6 protein-coding genes are annotated in these 5,865 nt (G+C 54.7%); all 6 read left to right on the top strand.

Annotated elements, in window-relative coordinates; genetic code table 11:
* Positions 1 to 405 precede the first annotated feature (405 nt).
* Entirely contained in the window at positions 406 to 2,523 is a 2,118-nt protein-coding gene (locus JHD82_RS28390) for a hypothetical protein (protein ID WP_307838128.1), read from the top strand.
* A 230-nt stretch (positions 2,524 to 2,753) separates the two neighbouring features.
* A complete protein-coding gene (locus JHD82_RS30025) occupies positions 2,754 to 3,071 on the top strand; it encodes a hypothetical protein (protein ID WP_233174933.1) in 318 nt (105 codons plus the stop codon).
* Positions 3,068 to 3,343 carry a hypothetical protein gene (locus JHD82_RS30020; protein ID WP_233174932.1) on the top strand — a complete coding sequence of 92 codons (276 nt, stop codon included), beginning with the start codon at positions 3,068 to 3,070 and terminating at the stop codon, positions 3,341 to 3,343. The genes JHD82_RS30025 and JHD82_RS30020 overlap by 4 nt, the downstream gene beginning before the upstream one ends.
* Before the next feature lie 412 nt (positions 3,344 to 3,755).
* Positions 3,756 to 4,223, top strand: coding sequence for a hypothetical protein (locus JHD82_RS28380; RefSeq protein WP_199140210.1), 468 nt, complete (start codon positions 3,756 to 3,758; stop codon positions 4,221 to 4,223).
* A 515-nt stretch (positions 4,224 to 4,738) separates the two neighbouring features.
* On the top strand, positions 4,739 to 5,185 hold the full coding sequence (locus tag JHD82_RS30015) for a hypothetical protein (protein WP_307838127.1): 447 nt from the start codon (positions 4,739 to 4,741) through the stop codon (positions 5,183 to 5,185).
* A 111-nt stretch (positions 5,186 to 5,296) separates the two neighbouring features.
* The coding region (locus JHD82_RS28370) for a hypothetical protein (RefSeq protein WP_199140208.1) at positions 5,297 to 5,865 on the top strand (569 nt) is incomplete at its 3' end.

Below are 5,865 nucleotides of genomic sequence, written 5' to 3'. Positions count from 1 at the left end.
CCCCCCCCCCCCCCCCCCCCCCCCCCCCCCCCCCCCCCCCCCCCCCCCCCCCCACTTTTAGATGTGTATAAGAGACAGAGAGCAGATAGCGAAACGCTTTTTTCGCTGTATTGGCGACTACCATCAAATATTATAATTCAGGCAGTTTTCAGCTTAATAGATTGGCAACTGGCCAGAATAACACTGCATGCACAGGAAAATATCAAATCCGTATTACCAGATAATTCATCAAAATCATAAAACGGCTTCTTTTGTATTTTTAAGCCTTACTACGCATTTAAGTTTCACGGATTTTCCAATATAACTCCATAACAGCAATTCTCTCCGAGTAATTAATTCCAGAGACAGCTGCTAAGAAATGGTCATTTTTATTGACTACAGAATCTGATCTGCCACTCGCGGTGCGTGCTGGCAGACGACACAGGCCTGTACGTCACATTGCCCTCCCTGGCCGTGGGAGCCGAGCATTTCGACATCTATGAAAAGTTCACGCTCAGCCACCCCGAACCCGACCTCTGGGCCATCACCTACAAGGAAGGCCTGTCCCGCCTCTTCCGCCGCGAAGCACCCGAGCAATGGCGCCTGCCGCTGGCCGCGCTCCAGGACCGCGACGGCAACACCGTGCAATTGCATTGGAAATACGCCCTGGGCTCGGACGAACCCGCCACAACGCAGACCTGGAGTGCACGCTACGCCGCAGGCCAGGGTGCTACCCCCGCCACACAGGGCAAGCCACCCGCGCCCTTTGCCCGCCCCCTGCTCGCCGGCCTGAGCGACACCGCAGGCCGCCGCCTGCACCTGCACTGGAGCGCGCCGGGCACACTGCCGCTGGACGCCTTTGCCGGCGCACGCCTGACTGCCGTGGTCCTGCATGCCCCGGAGCACGCCCCACAGACCCTCGCCCAGTACGCCTATGACGCCCAGGGCCAGCTCATCTCCACCCACCACGGCAGCCAGCCCTACCGCCAATACGCCTGGCGCTCCGGCGTGCTGGTGGGCTACCGCAAATCCAGCGGGCATCGCTACTTCGCCCAGTACGACATCGAAGGCCCCCGGGGCCGCGTGCTGCGCTCCTGGTGCGCCGACACACCGGTACCCGGCCAGGACGACGACCGCTTCACCTACCTGCCCCATGAGCGTGTCACGCGCCACACCGACGGCCTGGGCCGCACCACGGCCTACCACTGGGATGCGCGCTTCAACATCATCGCCACCGTCATCGCGGAAGGCACACCCGAACAGATCATCGAGCAGACTCCCACCGATGCCACCGGCGCCTCCACAGGCCGCATAGACCCCCTGGGCCGCCGCACCACCCTGCGCCGCGATGCACGCGGCAACCTGGTCCAGATCATCGACGCCATGGGCCATGCCACCACGCTGGAATACAACCCGTTGGACCTGGTCACCACGCTGCGCGACGCCCTCGGCCACGAGTGGCAACAGGAATACGACAGCCGGGGCCACCTTGTGCAGGCCACCGACCCGCTGGGCCGCACCACGCGCTACCGCCATGACGCCCGGGGCCGCACCGTGGAAGTCATTGACGCCAAGGGAGGCTCCAAGCGCCTGGCCTGGGATGAGGCCGACCGCCTTGTGGCCTACACCGACTGCTCAGGCCAGACGACGCGCTTCGCCTACGACGCCCTGGGCCAGCCCGTGCTGCGCACCGATGCGCTGGGCCAGCAGACCCGCTACGAATACAACGATGCGGGCCAGCTGATACGCGTCATCGAGCCGTCCAGCCCCGCGGCCCCAGGCAGCCAGCCCACCACCCCCATCCACCTCTACGCCTGGAACGGCGAAGGCCACCTGCTGGCCTACACCGACCCCATGGGCCAGAGCACCCGCTACACCAACGACGGCATGGGCCGCCCGCTCACCCCGATTGACGCCGCAGGCCGCAGCCTCACCTACCACTACGACCGCGCCGGCCGCCTCATTGCCCTGGACAACGAGAACCACGCCCGCACCCACTTCCGCTACGACCTGCGCGACCAACTCACCGACGAAGTCGGCTTCGACGGCCGCTGGCAGCGCTACATCTACAACGCCGCCGGTGAACTGACCCACGTCATCGAAGCCGGCGGCAGCGACGCCGGGCCCGGCAAGGTCACCTGCTTCGAGCGCGACGCCCTGGGCCGTCTGCTGGCCAAGCGCGCCACGGGCCACACCGGCCCCGTGGAAGAAACCACCTACCGCTACGACGCCCTGGGCCGCCTGACCCAGGCCGGCAACGCCGCCTCCCACCTGGCCTTTGCCTATGACCCCGTAGGCCAGTTGCTCAGCGAAACCCAAACTCTCCAGACTTTGGGCAATGCCACAGGCCCGGCCCGCCACAAGCTGCAGCGCAACCTCTCGCACGGCTATGACGACTGGGCAACCGCACTCACACCCGCATGCCGGATGGCCACACCCTGCACTGGCTGTTCTACGGCTCGGGCCACCTGCACCAGATCAACATCGCTCACCCTCAGCTATCGGTCCAGGCGTCAGGTCAGCCCCCCATCAAGCACCAGATGAACCAGCACAGACAGTGCACCCCAATGTCTTCCTGCAGGGCACGCCGTCTACTTTCACAACTAGAGCTATGTCGACAAAGTCATGGGTGATGAACCCGGGCACGGCAATAGCTTGGTTAGCCAAACCAACATCACGACATAGACCACAGCAAGACCGTCTACGTCAATGGCCGGGCCATCGTGCGCACCGGCGACAAGATGTGGATGAACTGGAAGAAGCCCTGAAGCGCCATGGCCACCAGAAAAAAACAACTGCCTGCAGCGCAGTCACAAACTGCACAGGTCAAGCCCAACGCCTACCCTTCTCCAGGGCCGATAGGCAACACCTCGGGACTGGTCATCCCCGACACGGCCCCCAACCTCCACGGAGCCACGGCTCCCGCCATCAAGCCCGTCGCCCAGGAAAAAAGCTGGTGGCAGCGCTGGGACAGGGACGTTGTGCACACAGGTCTGGATGTCGTGGGCCTCATCCCCGGCGTAGGCGAAATTGCCGACGGCGCCAACGCTTTGATCGATCTTGCCGAGGACGATAAGTCAACGCAGCCTTGAGTGCGGCCGCCATGATCCCGGGCGCGGGGATGGCGGCCACCGGAGCCAAGTATGGGAAGAAGGCAGCAGCAGCGGCAACAGAGGCTGTAGGCAAGAAAGCCGGCCGCGAAGCGGCAGAAGCTGGATCACAAAAAGCAGCCAAAGAGGCTGAAGAAGCTGCGGCAAAGAAGGCACATGGGCAAGGTGGTGGAAAAGATAAAGGCAAGCCCAAGCACAGGGATTGCGGTAAAAGATCGACCTACACAAGGCACCTAAAAAACTTGGAGAACTGAATGCGGCTCATGTCCCGTCCGGAGGGGCTCTCAAGCAAGCGGCAAAAGATCTATTGCTCGAAAACGGCATATGGGACAGCCTGTCAGAAAAGCAGCAAAATCAGTTCTCAACCGAGTCTACAATAATGCGCCGACCATCACTGTCCCTGAAGATATTCACAAAGAGTGCCGAACATATGGCAGCAAGAACAAGCCTTTGATTCAGGGGGACTCGAAAGGAATGAAGGACGCTTTCAAACGTAATACAGAATCCATTAGAAAAGCGATGGAAGGGAAATACCATGGATACCTTGAAGAGTACATGCAATCAGTGGAATAGCTAAAGGATTTTGATTCTGATAAATATGTCGAAGACATGGCGTTATCTCATAAAGCCGTGAAACCAAAATTACCATCAACATAAGGAAATATGATGAATACCGAAAGATTGCTATCCTTCCTAGGCCATACTTCGACAAGTGATGATTTTGAGTCATTTCTTCTCGAGAATGACATAAAAAAGATGCCAAAGGGAGATTCAACAACAAGAATAAAAACCAAAGACAAATTGATTTCCATGGAATTTGACCCCACAGATTCATACAAGGAAAAATATTTCTCCCCACCCATTGGGGACGGCTGGTTCACTTTTGAATCCTTTGACATTAATAAAGGCTTTGAAAAAGAAAATCCATTCAACCTCGCTTTTGCAATGGACAAATCACAGGTTGAAGAAAAATTAGGAAAAACAGTCAGCAAGAATCAGGAAGACCTTGTCCAAGCGTATCAAAAGGACAACCAAATAATTATCATATTCTATAAAAACAAGTGGAAAGGCATAGAAACCATAAGAATAAGAAAGATTAACAAATTCGACGCAAAGAATCTCAACCTTAAATAGGATCTCATATTCTATGGATGGAAAAATTCTCGTTTCATTCATTAGAAAATCTCCCAATGATCCTTCTTTCGATGCTTGGCTTCAGGAGCATCGAATCTTTGAACGACCTCATCTTGCATAGCAAGACGAAGAAGATACTGAAGCAGCAGCGATAAATGCAAGAAATAGCTAGATTGAAGAAAACGAGAAGCATAGCATTGCGTTGATCTATGAAAATCAAAACAACTATAATCGAATCTTCAAAGATAACTCCATCCATATGGACGGCGATTTTATTCTCAAACAGGTAGCGTTCTATGCTCAAGGAGTATCGAGCTATCGTAGTTTTCAGGGGACTCTACCTTTTGGCCTTGTTTTTTCAGATACCCAAACCTTAGTACATCAAAAACTAAGCAAACCCATTGCCTCCAGGTTTATTCATAACGTGCATCTCTCTGGAACCATTGCCATAATTCATATCCGCAGACCTAATATGCCGCCTGCGCTTATACCAGGACCTGCACTTTGAATACGAAGTGAGCGGCAACGTCACCCGCCGCACCCGCGGCAACCAAAAGACCGGCACCCAGGAAGTGCTGGACCTGACCTGGAACGCAGACCACCAGCTCATCGAATCGAACACCACGCGCCACGGAGTCACCCAGGCCACCCGCTACGCCTACGATCCCCTGGGCCGACGTGTCGCCAAAAGCGATGCCTTCGGCAGCACCCACTACCTTTGGGATCGCGACCTCATGGTGCACAGCCGGCTGACGCAAGACAGGCGCTGTACATCTATGAGCCGGGAAGCTTTGTGCCACTGGCCACCATTCAGGGAGCGGGCGAGAACACAGCCCCTACTGGTACCAATGCGACCAGATTGGCGCGCCACTCGAGTTGACCGACGAACAAGGCCAAGGGGTCTTGGCCGCACCACGGCCTACTCTTGGTCTACTGGTCGTGGCATCTCACTGTGGGACTGAACATCTTAATAATCAGAGCCGATTGCCTAACCTTCTTTGCCGCCACACGATACCCTTTGCAAAAGGAAAATGTATTATTGAAGTCCATACAGTTGGATACATAACCCAATTATGACAATCGATTACCCAAACATAGGCATTATTTTAAACAAATATTTATTTAGAGAAATATGTCTGAATGTTGAAACATCGGCAACGGTGCCAGAAAGCATAGAAGACCTGGCATCCACGGGATTTTCCAGAGAGGGAGATCCGAATGACTATGAATTATTCGAGAAATATTACTCCATAGTTAATAGAAACCAGGGAATCAACTTCAAGATATACACGCTCAAAGGGAAAATATGGGGCAGCGGCCTTGATTTCCATGGATTCAGGTTATCCACCATCCTTAAGATGATTAATAAGCCAGCCAACATGAGATTGTTCCTTGACAGCAAAAACTCCGATGGCGCACTCATCATTAATGATCTATGCGTTTGTAGATTTTCATACCACAAGGAAAACCCTCTAGCCCTTACATTTGAAACCAATGCTGCAATAATCGATGATATGAAAAACAGAAAAATCTCCACCAAGACTGTTGAAAATGACTTCACTGAAATATCTGCAGTACTGGCGAGAAGGAGTAACAGGAAGATTAGAAAAATAAAACAAATATTGGTAGCCAAGGGTCATAT

The sequence above is a fragment of the Delftia sp. ASV31 genome, from assembly GCF_016428765.1.
Classification (GTDB): domain Bacteria; phylum Pseudomonadota; class Gammaproteobacteria; order Burkholderiales; family Burkholderiaceae_C; genus Comamonas; species Comamonas acidovorans.
The sequence above is the reverse complement of the archived record's forward strand: the minus strand, read 5'-3'. Positions and strand labels throughout refer to the sequence as shown.

Coding starts and splice junctions, on each gene's coding strand:
- JHD82_RS30025 (WP_233174933.1), top strand. CDS start 2,754: ATGGCCACCAGAAAAAAACAACTGCCTGCAGCGCAGTCACAAACTGCA.
- JHD82_RS28380 (WP_199140210.1), top strand. CDS start 3,756: ATGAATACCGAAAGATTGCTATCCTTCCTAGGCCATACTTCGACAAGT.